Raw genomic sequence first — 15,451 nt, 5'->3', positions numbered from 1 at the left:
GGACCCCCTCCGCTCCCGGGTGGGGCCCACGATAGCCGTCAGCCGGTCGGCAGCGCGGTCGACGCGGCCAACCGCTTGAGCGCGGCGGCGGCGGCCCGGCCCGCGCGGGTGGCGCCGATGGTGCTGGCGGACGGTCCGTACCCGACCAGGTGCAGGCGCGGGTGGCCCGCGACCTGGGTGCCGTCCATGGTGATGCCGCCGCCGGGGGCGCGCAGGTGCAGCGGTGCCAGGTGGTCGAGGGAGTGCCGGAAACCGGTGGCCCACAGGATCGTGTCGGCGGCGACGAACCGCCCGTCGTCCCACGCCACTCCGTCCCGGGTGACGCGGTCGAACACGGGCAGCCGGGTGAGCACCCCGGACTCCTGGGCGGCGATCACCTCCGGCGTGCGCACCAGCCCGGTCACGCTCACCACGCTGGCGGGCGGGCGCCCCTCGCGCACGGCGTCCTCCACCATCGCCACCGCTTCGCGCCCGAGTTCGGGGGTGAACGGCCCGTCCCGCCACACCGGCGGCCGCCGGGTGACCCAGGTGGTCGCCGCGGCCCCGGGCGCCAGCTCCATCAGGGCCTGAACGCCGGACGCGCCGCCGCCCACCACGACGACGCGCTTGCCCGCGAACTGCTCGGGGCCCCGGTAGTCGGCGGTGTGCAGCTGGGTGCCCCGGAACGTCTCCTGCCCCGGGTAGCGGGGCCAGAAGGGCCGATCCCACGTGCCGGTGGCGCTGACCAGCGTCCGCGCCCGCCACGTGCCCTGCTCGGCCTCGACGGTGAACACCGCGCCGTCGTCGTGCACGGCCGTGACGCGCACCGGCCGCACGACGGGCAGGTCGAACTCGCGCTCGTAGGCGCCGAAGTACGCGCCCACGACCTCCGAGGCGGGCCGGGAGTCGTCGGCGTGCGGCAGGGCCATGCCCGGCAGGTCGTGGATGCCGTGCACCTTCCCCAGCCGCAGGCTCGGCCAGCGGTGCTGCCACGCCCCGCCCGGCCCGGGGTTGGCGTCGAGCACGACGAAGTCCAACCCCGCCCGCCGCAGGAAGTACGCCGTCGACAGCCCGGCCTGCCCCGCACCGATGACCGCGGTGTCGAACACCCGCCCCGCGCGCTCCCGCTCGCTCGCCATGCCCAGCACAACGACCCCCGTGCCCGATTCCTTCCGCGTCGATCCCTCTTGCGCGGATTCCTCCTGCGTGGATCGCTCCTGCATGGATTCCTCCTGCGTTGATTCCTCCTGTGTGCCCGGCTCCCCTGCGGTGTCGGTCACCACCCCGGTAGGTGCGACCTGCAAGCGAAGTAGCCTCACCGGCGAGATGAACACGCACACCAGCCTCGTGGCCCTCGGTGACTCCTTCACCGAGGGCATGTCCGACGACCTGCCCGACGGCACCTGCCGGGGCTGGGCCGACCTCGTCGCCGCCCGCCTGGCCGCGCTGACCCCCGGGTTCCGCTACGCCAACCTCGCCGTCCGCGGCAAGCTCGTCCGCCAGATCGCCGACGAGCAGCTCGCCCCGGCGCAGGCGATGGGCGCCGACCTCGCGTGCTTCGCGGGCGGCATGAACGACGTCATGCGGCCCGGCTGCGACCTCGACGCCGTGACCGGCCAGGTCACCCGCATCGCGGACGGCCTGGCCGCCTCGTGCGGGCGGCTGGTGCTGATCCGGGTGATCGACCCCTCCCGCCGGATGCGCGGCGGGGCGCGGCTGCTGCCCCGGGTCCACCGCCTGCTTGCCACCGTGGACGCGCTGGCGGACAAGCACGACGCGGTGGTGGTGGACCTGTTCTCCTCCCGGGTGTTCGACGCGCCGGAGCTGTGGGCCGAGGACCGCATCCACCTCAACGCCGAGGGGCACCGGCGGGTGGCCGAGGCCGTGCTGCGCGCGCTGGGGCTGCCGCCGGAGTTCGACTGGGACGAGCCGGTGCCACCCTCGCCCGCCCAGCCGCTGCGGGAGCGGGTGGCCGCTGACCTGCGGTGGGCGCGCAAGCACCTCGGGCCGTGGATCGGGCGGCGGGTCACCGGGCGGTCGTCCGGGGACGGGCGGTCGCCGAAGCGGGCCGAGCTGCTGCCGTTCGAGTGACCGCCCGGCCGCGCGGTCAGACGGTGAGGACGAGCTTGCCGCGGAGGTGGCCGCCGTCGAGCAGCCGGTGCGCATCCGCGACGCGCTCGAACGGGAACGCCTCCTGCACGTGGACCCGGAGCCTGCCCCGCTCGACGAGGTCGACGAGGCCGCGCAGGGCGATCTGGTCTGGTTCGACCCCGATCCCGCTGAAGCGCATGCCCGCCGCCTCGTACCTGGCCGCGAGCGCGGTGTCCTCGTCCGCGACCGCCGTCACGAAGTGCCCGCCCGGGCGGAGCACGGCGAGCGAGCGCTCGGCGGCGTCACCGCCGAGGGTGTCGAGCACGACATCGATGTCGCGGACCACCGCGGCGAAGTCGACCTCGGTGTAGTCGACGACCTCGTCGGCGCCGAGCCCGACGACGAACTCCCGCTTGCCGCCGCTGGCGGTCGTGGTGACGTGCGCGCCCAGCGCCTTCGCGACCTGGATCGCGACGTGCCCGACCCCGCCGCCCCCGCCGTGGACCAGGACGCGGTCCCCGGCGGACACGCAGGCGATGTCGACGAGGCCCTGCCACGCCGTCAACCCCACCACCGGCAACGCCGCCGCCTCGACGTGGGACAGCGACGCGGGCTTGCGCGCCAGGTGCACCGCGGGCGCCACCACGAACTCGGCGTAGGCGTTCGCCGCCCGCGGGAACAGCGGCATGCCGAACACCTCGTCGCCGGGCTGGAACCGCCACGTCCTGGACTGCTCGACCACGCCGCTGATGTCCCAGCCGAGGACGAACGGCGGCGCACCCAGCAGCGGGAACTCACCCCCGCGCAGGCGCGCCTCCAGGGGGTTCAACCCGATCGCCGCGACCCGGACGAGGACTTCGGTCGGCAGCGGCTCGGGCCGGGGCGCGTCGACGGTGGTGAGGACCTCCGGTCCCCCGATCGCGTGCTGGGTGATGACTCGCATGGCTCTCCTGGCTCAGTGCGTCGACGAGGCGGCCGCCCCATCGGGACCAACCCGATGGTCGTCGCGGGCGCACGGGTGCTGCCACCGGTTTCTCGACAGGAAATACCGATAACCCGCCAGCCCGGGTCTAGCATGGTTCCCGTGGCCGCCCCCGTCGACGATCCCCCGGGCTGCGAGCCGTTGGCCCACGGCGAGGACATCGCCGCGCACTCCCACGACTTCGGCCAGCTCCGCTACGCCGCCTCCGGCGCCCTGGTCACCGCCACCCGGGGCGGCACCTGGGTGGCCCCGGCGAACCGCATCAACTGGGTGCCGGCGTTCCACGTCCACAGCAGCCGCTCGCACGGCAGGACCGACGTCCGGTTGCTGCGCGTCCCGGCGCACCTGGCCGAGCGCCTACCGGCGGAGCCCGCGGTGTTCGCGGCCAGCGCGCTGCTGCGCGAGGCCTTCCTGGCCCTGGTCGACGACCACGACCCGCCGGACAGCCCCCGCGCCCGCCTGCTGCTCGACGTCGTCGTCACCGAACTGGGCCGCGCACCGCAGGAGCCGCTGCGCCTCCCGGAACCGGTCGACCCGAGGCTCAAGGCCGTCACCGACCTCCTGCACGCCGACCCGGCGACCCCGGCGACCCTGACCCAGCTCGGCCGCCGGACCGGCGCGGGCGAACGAACCCTGAGCAGGTTGTTCAGCCGCGAGCTGGCGATGAGCTTCCACCAGTGGCGCACCCTCCTGCGCGTCCAACGAGCACTGCTCGAACTCGCGGACGGCACCCCGGTCTCCGACACCGCGCTCCGCCTGGGCTGGGCCAACCCCAGCAGCTTCATCGACGCCTTCACCCCCCTGGTGGGCCAAACCCCCGGCCGCTACCAAGCCGCGGCCCGCACCACCCCGTAGACCTTCCTCACCCACACACATGCGACCCGACCTCCCCCGTCCACAAGCACCAGTCCTTCCTGAGAACCCGCCCCCCTACGAATGCGGCGCCCCGGCCACGACAATGCCCGATGCCGCAGGCGAGGCGGAGCGACACCGAGCACCCCTCTAGAGTCCCCCCATGGCATGGGATTTCGCGGTCATCGGCGGTGGCATCGCCGGTGTCTCCGTCGCCGCTGAACTGGCCGAGCACGGGTCCGTCGTCCTCCTGGAGGCCGAGGGCGAGCTGGCCCGCCACACCACGGGCCGGTCCGCCGCCGTCTACCTCCCCAGCTACGGCGGCCCCGTCGTGCGCGAGCTGACCACGGCCAGCCGCGCCGGGTTCGACGCGCGCTCCCAGGACGCGCCGCTGCTCACCCCGCGCGCGACCCTGTGGATCGCCGCCACCGAGGCGGGGGCGGCCGAGCTGCCCGCCGAGCCGATCACCACCGCGGAGGCGAACGAGCTGTGCCCGGTGCTGCGCACCGGCACCCTCACCGGCATCTCCGTCGACCGCACCACCTGCGACATCGACGTCATGGGCCTGCACCAGTCCTACGTGCGCGACCTGCGAGCGGGCGCGGGCACCGAGATCCGCATCGGCGCCCGCGTGACCGCAATCGAGCGCCAGGGCGACGGGTGGCTGATCGACACCCCAGGCGGCACCGTCGCGGCGGGTCAGGTTGTCAACGCGGCGGGCGCTTGGGCCGACCGCGTCGCAGCCCTCGCGGGCGTTCCCACGCTCGGGTTGCGGCCCCTGCGCCGCACCATCGGGATCGCCCCGGCGCGCGAGGTCGACCCGGGGTGGCCGATCGTGTCCGACATGGAGGACACGTTCTACTTCCGCCCCGAGGGGAGCCAGGTCCTGTTCTCCCCCGCCGACGAGACCCCGTCCGAGCCCGTGGACGCGCGCGTCGACGAGCTCGACGTCGCGCTCGCGCTGGAGCGGGTCAACGCGATGACCACTTTGGACTTGCGGTCGGTGCGCACGACCTGGGCCGGGCTGCGGACCTTCGCCGCCGACCGGGAGCCGGTGGTGGGCGCGCTGCCGGACCACCCCGGGTTCCACTTCTTCGCCGGGCAGGGCGGCTACGGCATCCAGATGGCGCCCGCGCTGGCCCGGGCCGCCGCCGCGATCATCACCGGCGGGACGCCGGGCGTGGCGGCCGAGCGGGTGTCGCCCGCCCGGCTCGTCTGACTCACCCCGCGCGCCACCCGGGGTCGCGGCCCGCGGCGGCGAGGGCGCGGTCCAGGGCGGTCGCGCCCTCGCCCACCGGGACCTCCGCGCCGAAGACGCCGTGCTCGCGGGCCATGGGGGCCATCCCCGCCACGTAGGCGGTGAAGGCGTCGACCACCTCGGGGGTCACCGGGAAGGGCGCGTCGATGGCGCGGGCCAGGTCCCAGCCGTGGGCGACGAGTTCACCGAAGGCCATGGAGCCGACCTGCGCGGCCGGGATCGGGCCCCGGGTCATGGTCGTCTCGCCCTGCCACGCCTGCGGTTCCGACCAGGCCTCGGCGGCGTCGCGCAGGCCCGACCGCAGGTGGTCCTGCCAGTCCGGGCGGGTCAGGTACTCCTGCTCGACCTCGGTGTCCGGGCGGGGCAGCTTGCGGGCGCTGCGGGGGGAGACGACCGCGTTCCAGTGGGTGAGGTGGTTGAGCAGGTCGCGCACGGACCACCCCTCGCACGGGGTGGGGCGGTCGAGGTCGGCGGGGGTCACCCGGTCGAGCACGATGAGCAGGGAATCGGTGGCGGTGGCCACGAGCTTCGGGTTCTGCATGGCGGGCAGGCTAGTGACCCCGGCGCGGGCTCCGAGCGGGACACCCGGCGGTGGCGCGGGGGGCGGTCGTACGATCACCGTCTTCGACGACGAGGAGGCACGGGATGTCCGGGGTGCGGGTCGAGCGGATCGGGACCCACGCGTTCACCGCGGCGAACGACCGGGGCGCGCGGGTGCGGGTGGGCCGGGTCGGTGAACCGGGCGCGTTCACCCCGGTGGAGCTGCTGCTGGCCGCGGCGGCGGGGTGCGTCGGGATCACCGCGGAGGACCTGGTGGTGCGCCGGACCTCGCCCGGGGCGCGGATCGGGGTCACCGCCGAGGACGTGCGCCCGGTCGGCGCGCACCAGCTCGACGCGGTGGACCTGGCCGTGGACCTCGACCTCGACGGCCTCGACGACGCCGCGCGCGCCGAGCTGGTCGCGGTGGTGGAGCGGGCCGTGGGCATGGTCTGCACCGTCACCAGGACGTTGAAGGCTTCCACCCGGGTGGACATGGCTATCCGGTGATCACCGCGACCACCGTGGTGCCGGGCTTGAACTCCCCGGCGGCGGCGCGGGCGTAGACGCCGTAGAGCATCTTCGCCACGTACAGCCGCTCCACGGGCACGGCGTGGCGGCGGGTGAACTCCTCGGCGAACTCGTCCAGCTCCGGCGGCACCTTGGCGTAGCCGCCGAAGTGGTAGCGCTCGTCGACCTCCCAGCCGCCGTGCCCGCCGGTGAACCCGCGCACCGCCTCGGGCAGGAAACCCCCGCGCAGCACGGCGAAGCCCACCGCGGACTGCCGGGGCCCCAGCCCCAGCGCGAGCCCGGCCAGGGTGGCGCCGGTGCCGCACGGGCAGCACACCACGTCGAAGTCGGGCAGCTCCGCGATGATCTCGCGGCAGCCGCGCACGCCCAGCTCGTTGCTGCCGCCCTCGGGGAGCAGGTGGTAGGGGCCGAAGCGGCGGTCGAGGGTGGCCAGCACGTCCGGGTCGCCCTTGCGCCGGTAGGTCGCCCGGTCGAGGTAGGTCAGCTCCATGCCGCACGCGGTGGCGAAGGCCAGCACGTCGTTGAGCGGCAGGTGCTCCTCGCCGCGGATCACCCCGATGGTCTCGAACCCGTGCTCCACCCCCGCCGCGGCCACCGCGCGGATGTGGTTGGAGTGGGCGCCGCCGAAGGTCAGCACCCGCCCGGCGGCGCGCGCGGGCGCGAGGTTGTGCTTGAGCTTGCGCCACTTGTTGCCGGGGATGTCCGGGTGCACGAGGTCGTCGCGCTTGAGCAGCAGGCGCACCCCGCGCAGGCGCTCGTCGACCACCTCCACCAGCGGTGCGGTGGTCGGTTCGGGCAGCATCGGACGATCCTAGGCCCCCCACCGCCCGCCGCGGCTACGATTTCGCCGCGGGGGGCGGGAGGACGGGGGCACGTGGACGCCGACGACGAAGCGCGGGCCTGGGCGCCGAGACCGGCCGCGGGCGCGCCGCCCGGGGCACCGGTGCCCGACCTCGGGCTGCCCGGCTACAGCGACTTCCGGCTGGTGGCGCAGGGTGGCGAGGGCGCGGTGTACCGGGCGCGGCAGGACGACCTCGACCGCGACGTCGCGGTGAAGGTGCTGCGCGCGGCGGACCAGGGCACCCTGGCCCGGTTCCGGCGTGAGCTGGAGATCACCGTGCGGCTGGGCCGCCAGCACCCGCACATCGTCACGGTGCTGGCCACCGGCACGACCACCACCGGGCAGCCGTGCCTGGTGATGGAGTTCCACGACCTCGGCTCGGTGCACGACCGGTTGCGCGAGCACGGGCCGCTGCCAGTGGCCGAGGTGGTGGCGGCGGGCACGGCGGTGGCGGACGCGCTGGCCTTCGCCCACACCCAGGGCTACCTGCACCGCGACGTCAAGCCGCAGAACGTCCTGGTGCTGCCGACCTCGTACGTGCTCACCGACTTCGGCATCGCCCGCGGCGCCGACGCCGGGCACACCGCGTCGTTGCAGCTGATGAGCTACCGGCACGCCGCCCCGCAGATGCTCGACGGCGCCACCCCGGCCGCGGCCGACGACCAGTGGTCACTCGGGTCGACGCTGTTCACCCTGCTGGAGGGGGAAGCGCCCTTCGCCACCGGGAAACCGGACGAGGACGCGGTGCTGCCCTACATCGCGCGGGTCAAGGCCGGGGGCAGGCGCCCGTGGACCCGCGCGGACGTGCCCGCCGAGCTGAAGGCGGTGGTCGAGCGGTGCCTGAGCCCGGAGCGCGACGACCGGTTCCCGACCACCGGGGCGCTGCGCGACGCGCTGATGGCGATCCGCACGGAGACCCGCGGGTGGGACGTGTCGGCGGTCGACCCGGAGGCGACGCGGTTGGCGCCGGGCACGCGGCTGCCGTCGCTGGACCCCGCCCCGGTCGGTGACTTCGGTCCCCGGCCCGCGCCTGCCGCCGACGACGACGCGGACGCCACCGCCGTCACGCCATCGGGAGCCCCCGTGGAGGAGGACCGGGGCACGATGACCGGCAACCTCGCGGAGCTGACCGTCCGCCACGCCCCGCCTGCGGCGCCGGACTTCGGCCCGGACGCGGCGTTCGCACCCCAACCGCCGGTGGCGCCCGTGCTGCCCGCGCCGCCGTGGCAGGGGCGGGCGGAGCCGGTCATCACCCCCGCGCCGGAGTGGCCCGAGGACACCGACGAGCGCACCCAGGCCATCGGGGGCGAGCAGCGGCGGCGCTCCCGGGCCGGGATCTTCACGGCGGCGGCGGTCATCGCGGTGATGGCGGGCCTGGTGGTGGGCTTCCTCGCCACCCGCGGCGCCCCCGCACCCCCACCGGCGGCGTCGTCGACCGCCGCCCCACCGACGAGCACCACGGCCACCCAGCCGACGAACCGGCCGACGAACCAGCCGACCACCGAGCAGCCGACCGCGCCGAGCCAGCAGGTCGGCGGGGACCCGCGCTTCGCGCCGGACCTGCGGCGGGTGGCGGATTCCGGCAGCACCGTCGACCTCACGTGGGTCGACCCGACCGGCGGCCAGGCCCAGTTCGTCGTCGTCGACCTCACCACCGAGGGGGCGCCGCGGGCGGTGGCCACCGTCGCCGCGGGCGCCACCACCTACACCGTGACCGGGCTCGACCCGGCGCAGCCGCGCTACTGCTACCAGGTCATCGCCATCGGCCTGGCGAACCCGGAGACCGAGCGGGGCGCCTCCGCGCGGGTGTGCGTCGAGCGGAACTGAGCGGGGGCTACTTCCGCCACAGCGGGCGCGGGTCCACCGACCACAGCACGCGCCGGTACCAGGGCACGCCTCGGCCCAGGGCGGCGCGCACCTGCCTGGCCAAGCCCCACGCCTCGTCGGGCGCGCGGGCGGTCCCGGGGGCGAACGCCTCCCAGTCGGCCATCGCCGCGAGCCGCCGCGCGGGGCCGGGCAGGGACTCCGCGAGCGCGGGCGCGGTCGTCGAGCGCGCGGGGCTGCGCCCGGCCAGGACGAGCGAGTCCAGCACCTCCGCCCACGCCCCCGCGGCCCCCGACCGCCGCCACCGCGCACGGCGAGCGGCACGCAAACCCAGCAGCAGCAACAAGAGCAGCACGGGGGCACCGATGGCGAACGCAATCCACGCCCGGGAGGGCTGCTCCGGCGCGGCCGCGGCGGGGGGTGCAGGCGGCGGCAGGATGATCGGCGGCCCGGCCTGCGCCGGGGTGCTCGGCGCGGCTGTCGTCGAGGCCAGCCGGTTCAGCACCTCCCGCTTGGCCGCCGCCGAGGGGCCGCTGTCGGTGCCCGAGACCGGGTCGAACGGGACCCAGCCCAGGTCGTCGAAGTACACCTCGGGCCACGCCGTCGCGTCGACCCCGCGCAGGACCCGGGTGCCGTCGGCCTCCTCCGGCACGGGGTGGAAGCCGACCACGACCCGGGTGGGCAGGCCGACCGCGCGCGCCAGGACGGCGTAGGAGGTGGCGAACTGCTCCGCCGTGCCCTTGCCCGCGCCGACCTCGCCCGGCGGGCCGAACAGGAACTGCTCGACGCGCGCGTAGGACGACCCGGCGGGGGCTTGCGCGTCGGGCGTGCGGTTGAGGCGCACCACCTGCTCCAGGGCCACGGCCTGCTCGTAGGGCGAGCGGGCGTTGCGCACGGCGGCGCGCGCGTACTGGGCGAGCTGCACCGGCAACCCGGGCAGGGCGGTGTAGCGCTGCGCCTCGGGTCCACTGGGGACGGTGGCGTCCTCCAGCGCGGCGTCCTCCGGCCGGTCCACCACGCCCGTCATCGCGTAGGTGAGGCCGGGGCTGATGCCCCGGGCCAGCGCCAGCGAGCCGGAGTCGGTGTCCACCAGGGCGTCGCCGATGCTGGTGGACAGCGGCCGCCCCACCGCGGGCAGCCACGTCCCCTGCAACGCCCCCACGCTGACGCGGACCTCGACCGTGGCAGTGCGCTTGCCAACGGGCAGGTCGGGCTCGGCCACGGTGCCCAACGGGCTGTAGAGCGACGACGCCCGCCACGTCGAGCCGGTGAAGTCCGACAGCGCCACGATCCGGATGGGCAGCTGCGGCCCGGTGACGCGCAGCAGTTCGGTGCCGCCCTGGGCCGCCCACGCCGACAGCCGCGGCAGCGGGTTGGACACGGTCAGCTCCACCACGGGCGGGCGCACCAGTTCCCGGGGCTCGAACGGGTCGCGCGCGGGCAGCAGCCCGGCCACCAGCGCCACGGCGGCCAACGCGGACAGCACCGCCGCCGAGGGCCCGACCGGTGCCCGCGCGACACCCTCGCCCTCCACGCGGTCGAGCACCACCCACCCCGCGGCGGCCACCACCACGACGGCGACGGCAACCAGTCCGAAGGGGTCGGCAGCCCCGGCGGTCAGCAGCGCGCCCGCCAGGTAGAGCACCACCGCGCCGATGGGCGGCCCCACGAGGGTCCTGCTCTTGCCCGCCAGGGACACGCCGACCACCAGCGCCACGCAGAAGACCAGCACAGCCCCGGGCATCAGCAGGTCGGCGGTGGGCGGGGCTGGTCGGGCCGCTGTCAGCAACCGGGGGACCGAGTCGCGCAGGACCTCCAGCGGTCCGCCCCCGATCGCCCCGCGCGCGACGAAGTACCCGCCCAGCAACGCGCCGACGACGCCCACGGCCAGGACCGCCTCCCCGCCGACCCCCACCCGGCGGGCCAGCAGCACCACCAGCGCGGCGAGGGCGATCGCGCCCGCGAACACCCCCCACGCCAGGCTCCCCGACCAGCCCGTCGACAGCGGCACGACGGCCACCCCGAGCAGGACGACCACCCACAGGGTCCGCAGCGGGGTCACCGCGCCACCGCCACGTCCCAGGCGTGCAGGAGCGCTTCGGCCGTGGGGCCGCGCAGCACGAGCACCGAGCCCGCCGCGGCGGCGGGCGCGGGCTCGTCGACCACCAGCAGGACGCCGACCGCGGCGCGGCCCGCCTCCAGCAGCAGCGGGTCCTCGGCGCCCGCGGGTCCGGTCACCGCGACCACGACGTCCAGGTCGCGCAGCGGCACGCGGGCCTGCTCCGGCCCGGCGGTCGTGCCCACCTCGGCCAGCGCGGCCAGCACCGGGCCGGTGCCCGCGTCGTCGAGCGCGGCGTCCACGCCGCCGGAGGTGGTGAGCAGCCTGCCCGGGTTGCCGTCGCGGGCGGCGGCGGTCAGCAGCGACGCGGCGCACTCCACGGCGTGCTCGAAGGCCACCGGGTCGGGGTAGGCGGCCGCGGCGTCGTCGAGCAGCACGACCAGGTGCGGGCGGGCCGGGTCGGCGTCCTCGCGGACCATGAGGGTGCCGGTGCGGGCGCTGGTGGCCCAGTGCAGGCGGCGCAGGTCGTCGCCGGGGACGTACTCGCGCAGCCCGACCAGGTCGGTGCCGCCGCGCTCCACCCGCTCGTCCGCGCCGACCACCCCGCGCCGCACCCCGGACGGCAGGCCGCGCACCGGCAGCACGCGCGGCACCACCCGCACCTCGACCACCCCGCCCACCTCGGTCCGCGCGACCGCCAGGCCCGCGGGCCCCAGGCGCAGCAGGGTCAGCGGCCCGATCTCCAGCACGCCCCGGCGCTCGGTGGGGATGGGGTACTCCACGCTCGTCGCGCTGCCCGGCTCCAGCAGCGGCACCCGCACCGGCAGCGGCTCCCCCGCCACCCGCTCGGTCGCCTCCACCGCCACCCGCAAGCGCTTGCTCACGCTCGTGATCACCAGCGTCCCGGTGCACCGGCCCAACCGCGCCACCGTCAGCGGCCGCACCGCGCGGTCCGGGCGCACCGGGGCCGCGACCAGCACGGCCGCCAGCCCCGCGGCCGCCAGCAGCACCAGCGCGACCCCGAGCGCGGCCGGGCCCGGGTAGCGCCACCACAGCCCCGCCGCGACCAGCAGCACCCCCAGGGCGAGCGCGGTGGCGCCGCGCCGGGTGGGGCGGCGCCTCACGGCGTCGGCCGGGGCACCTCGACGGACTCGACCACCTCGGACAGCACGTCCTCGGTGGTCGTGCCCGCCAGCAGCGCCTCCCTGGTCGGCACCAGCCGGTGCGCGAGCACCGGCACCGCCAGCGCCTGCACGTCGCTGGGCACGACGAAGTGCCTGCCCGCCGCGGCCGCGCGCACCTGGGCGCAGCGCACCAGCGAGCGCAGTCCCCGGGTGCTGGCGCCCAGCCGCAGCCGGGGGTCGGCGCGGGTCGCGGCGCCGAGGTCGGTGATGTAGCTCAGGATCGGGTCGGCCACGTGCACCGCCGTCAGCCGCCGCGTCAGCTCCGCGACGCGCCGCGGGTCGGTGGCGGTGGGCACCCCGGCCACCACGCCCGCCCCGCTGCCCGGGCGCAGCACGTCGAGCTCGTGGTCGCGCTCGGGGTAGCCGATGGCGGTGCGCAGGGCGAACCGGTCCAGCTGCGCCTCGGGCAGCCGGTAGGTGCCGTCGAGGTCGATGGGGTTCTGCGTGGCCACCACCAGGAACGGGTCCGGCACCGGGTGCCCGACGCCGTCGACGGTGACGGTGCGCTCCTCCATGACCTCCAGCAGCGCCGACTGGGTCTTGGCCGCCGCCCGGTTGATCTCGTCGGCCAGCACGACGTTGGCGAACACCGGCCCCGGCCGGAACCGCACGGCCCCGGACTGCGGGTCGTACACCGAGGTGCCGGTGACGTCCGAGGGCAGCAGGTCGGGGGTGAACTGCACGCGCCGCGACACCCCGCCCAGGGCGGTGGCAACCGCCCTGGCCAGGGTGGTCTTCCCCGTGCCGGGGACGTCTTCGAGCAGCACGTGCCCGCCCGCGAACAACGCCGTCAGCACCAGGTCGATGACGGGTCGCTTGCCGCGCAGGGCGGTCTCGACGGCGTCACCGACCCGCGCGTGCAGGGTGCGGAAGGCGGCGATGTCCTGCTCGCCCACCGCGGGGGTGGCAGCGGTTGTCACGGGGTGTCGTTCTCCTCGTCCTGTCCCCGACCATCAGCGGTGTCCTCGCGCCTGCGCCCGGTGGCCCGCACGACGACGGCGGTCAGCAGCAGCCCGACCCCCGCCGCGGCCATCGTCGTCCGCGTGGCCTCGGAGGTGGTGGGCGACGAGGACACCGGTTCCTCGTACGACGCCGGGATCTGGCACGGCGAGGGCGAGCAGCCGACGGGCTCGCGGACGGTGAAGGTGTGCGCCTTGGACACCGACGTCCGCCCGTCGGCGGCGGTGGCCACGACGGTGACCACGTTCGCGCCGTACTCGCCGTAGATGGTCGCCGAGGTGTCAGCGCACCCGATCGGGGTGTCGTAGCCCGCGCTGGAGTTGCGCACCACGCACGTGCCCGGGAACGACGCCCAGTCAGCGGGCGGCTCCAGCTTCAGGAGGCGCTCGGTGACGTCGGCGCCCCGGACCGACCCCGTGATGACCGTGGCGCCCGGGGTGGGCATGGCGGGCAGCGGTGGCTCCGTCGTCGTGGTGGGCGGCGGGGGCGGCGGGGGCTCGGTCGTGGTGACCGGCGGCGGGGGCGGCGGCTGGGTGGTGACCGGCGGGTTGCCACCGCCACCGCTGAGCGCCACCGACGCGCTGCCCGCCGGACCCGAGCCCACCGCGTTGGACGCGACGACCGTGACCGTCACCCGGCCGCCCTCGGAGCACTCCACGGCCAGCACCAGGCTCGTGCCCACGGTGTCCTGCAAGGAGTAGGCACCGCCCTCGCACTGCGCCTTGACCCGGTACCCGGTGATCGGGGACCCGTTCGACGCGGGCGCGGTCCAGGTGGTGCTCACCGACACCGTCGTGCGGGTGGACCAGGAGACCTCGGTGGCCGTCACCCCGGCGGGCGCCCCGGGCACCCGCGCGCCCGCGCTGGGCGCCGTCGACCCGCCCGGGCCGCTGCTGGGCACGCCCGGCCCGCTCGGCGGACCAGCGGGCACCCCGCCGCCGGGTTGGCCGTCGACGGGCACGACCGGCGGGGCGGTGGGCTGGTGGGGGCGGGTGCGGGTCGGCTCGTCGGGGTCCGGTGGCGGCGGGGACGGCGGGGTGGGCGGCACCGGCGGCTTCTCCGGCTTCTTCACCGGCAGGTCTGGGTTGCGGATCGTCACCGGCTTCGCCGAGCCGTCCGGGTCGATGACCAGGCCCTTCTCCGCGCCGGGCGCGTTCACCACGATCCGGTCGTCGTCCAGGACGAGCTGCGGGTTGGGCGAGCCGGGGGTCTCCAGGTCCGCCCCGCCCCGGCCGCCGCGGGGGTCCAGCACGATCACCTTGCCGTCGCCGCGGCAGGGCACGTACACCTTGTCCTTGAGCACGGCCGGGCGGTCCGGGTGCGGGCAGCCGCGCCCGCGCACGTCCACCTGGAGCACGTCGGGGCCGCTGAGCAGCACGACCACGCCCGCGTCCGGGACGGCGGCGGGCACCAGGCCCGACGGGCTGGCCTGGGCGGCGAGCACGGTGCCGGTGCGCTGGTCGGTGCGGCCGCGCCGGTCCTCGCCGGTGCCCGCCTGGAGCACGACCCCGCCCTCCAGGCCGAGCAGCGTCACGCCCCGGCGGTGCGGGACGAGCACGGTGGCCGGGCCAGCGCCCGCGACCTGCTCGGCGGAGCGCTCGACGAACCGCGCCGCGGCGCCGTCCCAGCCCAGGGCGCGCAGGGTGCCGCCGTGGTCGACCGCCCACAGCACGCCGTCGTCGTCGGCCACCGCGTCGGCCAGCGGCCTGCCCGCCCGCCACGGCGCGCCGACGTCGACCAGGGTCACCGGGTCGACGTCGACGACCACGCCCTCGTCGCGGTCGACGACGTAGAGCAGGCCCGCGGCGGCCAGCACCTTGCTGCCCGCGCCCGGGGCGGCCTGGCGGCGGCCGCTGGCGAGCAGGGTGGCCAGGTCGACCACGGTGATCTGCCCGGTGCGCCGGTCCAGCACCACCAGCCGCCCGTCGCGCTGGGTGATGTCCAGGACGGCGTCGCCGCCCGCGACCTGCAACCGGGTCTCCGGCCTGCCGCTGGCCGGGTTGACCTGCACGACCTCGCCGCGCTGGTCGTCGCCCACCCAGGTCAGGCCGTCGGAGACCTGCACCTCGGTGCGGGCGATCCCAGTGCCCAGCACGGCACCGGCGAGCAGCAGCGCGCCGAGCGCGGCCGCGCCGAAGCTGGCGGACTCGCGCGCCCGCCCCTGCCTGCTGAAGATCCTGCGGGTCACTCCCCCGACCCCGCTGCGCACGCCCATCGCCCGCCCCGCGTCCGTGTGCTGGTGCCCTGGTCCTGATCCGGTGCTCGAAGTTCCCTGCTCGACTTCCGTGCTCAAAGTTCCGTGCCGGAAACCCGCGCTGGAGATCCGTGCTGGAACGCCGTCCCCGAACGGCCC

At 76.2% G+C, this 15,451-nt stretch carries 13 protein-coding genes; 5 read left to right on the top strand and 8 right to left on the bottom strand.

The features are described 5' to 3' along the window. Positions 1-38 precede the first annotated feature (38 nt). Complete coding sequence (locus BJP25_RS01435; RefSeq protein ID WP_075972951.1) at positions 39-1,118, bottom strand: FAD-dependent oxidoreductase; 1,080 nt, start codon at positions 1,116-1,118, stop codon at positions 39-41. 187 nt (positions 1,119-1,305) lie between these two features. Between BJP25_RS01435 and BJP25_RS01430 the strand changes: the two genes are divergently transcribed. Continuing rightward, entirely contained in the window at positions 1,306-2,070 is a 765-nt protein-coding gene (locus BJP25_RS01430) for an SGNH/GDSL hydrolase family protein (RefSeq protein ID WP_075972904.1), read from the top strand. Positions 2,071-2,086: 16 nt separating this feature from the next. Here BJP25_RS01430 and BJP25_RS01425 read toward each other — a convergent pair whose 3' ends face one another. After that, complete coding sequence (locus BJP25_RS01425) at positions 2,087-3,013, bottom strand: NADP-dependent oxidoreductase (RefSeq protein ID WP_075972903.1); 927 nt, start codon at positions 3,011-3,013, stop codon at positions 2,087-2,089. Between the two features lie 132 nt (positions 3,014-3,145). Between BJP25_RS01425 and BJP25_RS01420 the strand changes: the two genes are divergently transcribed. Both BJP25_RS01420 and BJP25_RS01415 read left to right on the top strand, forming a co-directional pair. Next, entirely contained in the window at positions 3,146-3,907 is a 762-nt protein-coding gene (locus BJP25_RS01420; RefSeq protein ID WP_075972902.1) for an AraC family transcriptional regulator, read from the top strand. Between the two features lie 160 nt (positions 3,908-4,067). Next, positions 4,068-5,123 (top strand): NAD(P)/FAD-dependent oxidoreductase, encoded by a 1,056-nt coding sequence (locus BJP25_RS01415; protein WP_075972901.1) that lies wholly within the window; start codon positions 4,068-4,070, stop codon positions 5,121-5,123. Position 5,124: 1 nt separating this feature from the next. Here BJP25_RS01415 and BJP25_RS01410 read toward each other — a convergent pair whose 3' ends face one another. After that, entirely contained in the window at positions 5,125-5,703 is a 579-nt protein-coding gene (locus BJP25_RS01410) for a TIGR03086 family metal-binding protein (protein ID WP_075972900.1), read from the bottom strand. 104 nt (positions 5,704-5,807) lie between these two features. Between BJP25_RS01410 and BJP25_RS01405 the strand changes: the two genes are divergently transcribed. Then, positions 5,808-6,209, top strand: a complete 402-nt coding sequence (locus BJP25_RS01405; RefSeq protein ID WP_075972899.1) for an OsmC family protein — start codon at positions 5,808-5,810, stop codon at positions 6,207-6,209. Here the strand turns inward: BJP25_RS01405 and BJP25_RS32975 are convergent. Further along, positions 6,199-7,032, bottom strand: a complete 834-nt coding sequence (locus BJP25_RS32975; RefSeq protein WP_075972898.1) for a 1-aminocyclopropane-1-carboxylate deaminase/D-cysteine desulfhydrase — start codon at positions 7,030-7,032, stop codon at positions 6,199-6,201. The genes BJP25_RS01405 and BJP25_RS32975 overlap by 11 nt on opposite strands. A gap of 72 nt (positions 7,033-7,104) precedes the next feature. Between BJP25_RS32975 and BJP25_RS01395 the strand changes: the two genes are divergently transcribed. Continuing rightward, positions 7,105-8,898: a serine/threonine-protein kinase gene (locus BJP25_RS01395; RefSeq protein ID WP_075972897.1), complete on the top strand. Its 1,794-nt coding sequence runs from the start codon at positions 7,105-7,107 to the stop codon at positions 8,896-8,898. 7 nt (positions 8,899-8,905) lie between these two features. Here BJP25_RS01395 and BJP25_RS01390 read toward each other — a convergent pair whose 3' ends face one another. The 4 genes from BJP25_RS01390 to BJP25_RS32970 are packed head-to-tail and all read right to left on the bottom strand — an operon-like array spanning position 8,906 to position 15,286. Further along, positions 8,906-10,957 carry a DUF3488 and transglutaminase-like domain-containing protein gene (locus BJP25_RS01390; RefSeq protein ID WP_075972896.1) on the bottom strand — a complete coding sequence of 684 codons (2,052 nt, stop codon included), beginning with the start codon at positions 10,955-10,957 and terminating at the stop codon, positions 8,906-8,908. Then, positions 10,954-12,078: a DUF58 domain-containing protein gene (locus BJP25_RS01385; protein WP_075972895.1), complete on the bottom strand. Its 1,125-nt coding sequence runs from the start codon at positions 12,076-12,078 to the stop codon at positions 10,954-10,956. Before BJP25_RS01385 ends, BJP25_RS01390 begins: the two co-directional genes overlap by 4 nt. Further along, a complete protein-coding gene (locus tag BJP25_RS01380; protein ID WP_075972894.1) occupies positions 12,075-13,058 on the bottom strand; it encodes an AAA family ATPase in 984 nt (327 codons plus the stop codon). The genes BJP25_RS01385 and BJP25_RS01380 overlap by 4 nt, the downstream gene beginning before the upstream one ends. Beyond that, entirely contained in the window at positions 13,055-15,286 is a 2,232-nt protein-coding gene (locus BJP25_RS32970) for an NHL repeat-containing protein (protein WP_075972893.1), read from the bottom strand. The genes BJP25_RS01380 and BJP25_RS32970 overlap by 4 nt, the downstream gene beginning before the upstream one ends. Positions 15,287-15,451: the final 165 nt, after the last annotated feature.

This window comes from Actinokineospora bangkokensis (genome assembly GCF_001940455.1).
GTDB classification, from domain to species: Bacteria; Actinomycetota; Actinomycetes; order Mycobacteriales; family Pseudonocardiaceae; genus Actinokineospora; species Actinokineospora bangkokensis.
The sequence above is the reverse complement of the archived record's forward strand: the minus strand, read 5'-3'. Positions and strand labels throughout refer to the sequence as shown.